Source organism: Agrobacterium sp. A3-95 (genome assembly GCF_053521785.1).
The window spans coordinates 1-546 of sequence record NZ_JBNWDR010000033.1; the positions used below are offsets into that span (position 1 = coordinate 1).

The following is a 546-nucleotide window of genomic DNA, read 5'->3' on the forward strand; positions in this document are numbered from 1 at the left end:
AAGGCGTTCCTGTTTGACGAGCCGCTCTCCAACCTCGATGCGGCGCTGCGCGGCACCATGCGGCTGGAAATCTCCGAGCTGCACAACACACTGAAGACGACGATGATCTACGTCACCCACGATCAGGTGGAAGCCATGACCATGGCCGACAAGATCGTGGTCCTCAACCGCGGCAATATCGAGCAGGTCGGCTCGCCCATGGAGCTTTACCGCTCGCCCGCCAACCTCTTCGTCGCCGGCTTCATCGGCTCGCCGCGCATGAACCTAGTGACCGGCGATTACGCCCGGCAAAAGGGTGCGACCACCGCCGGCGTGCGACCCGAGCACCTGACGCTGTCGAAAGAAACCGGGCTGTGGCAGGGCAAGGTCACGGTTGCCGAACATCTCGGCTCCGACACCTTCCTCCACCTCGACGTCCCCGGCATCGGCCCCATCACCGCCAGAACCGACGGTGAATTCGAATGCAAACACGGCGATACCGTCTTCATCACACCAGATGATGCCAAAATCCACAGGTTCGATGACAAGGGCATCGCGATATGACGC

The 546-nt window shown here is 61.4% G+C and carries 1 protein-coding gene; it reads left to right on the plus strand.

All coding sequences use genetic code 11. The features are described from left to right. A partial coding sequence (locus tag ACQZ5Y_RS28300) for an ABC transporter ATP-binding protein (RefSeq protein ID WP_448782595.1) occupies positions 1–543 on the plus strand: 543 nt, incomplete at its 5' end. Between the last annotated feature and the right edge of the window lie 3 nt (positions 544–546).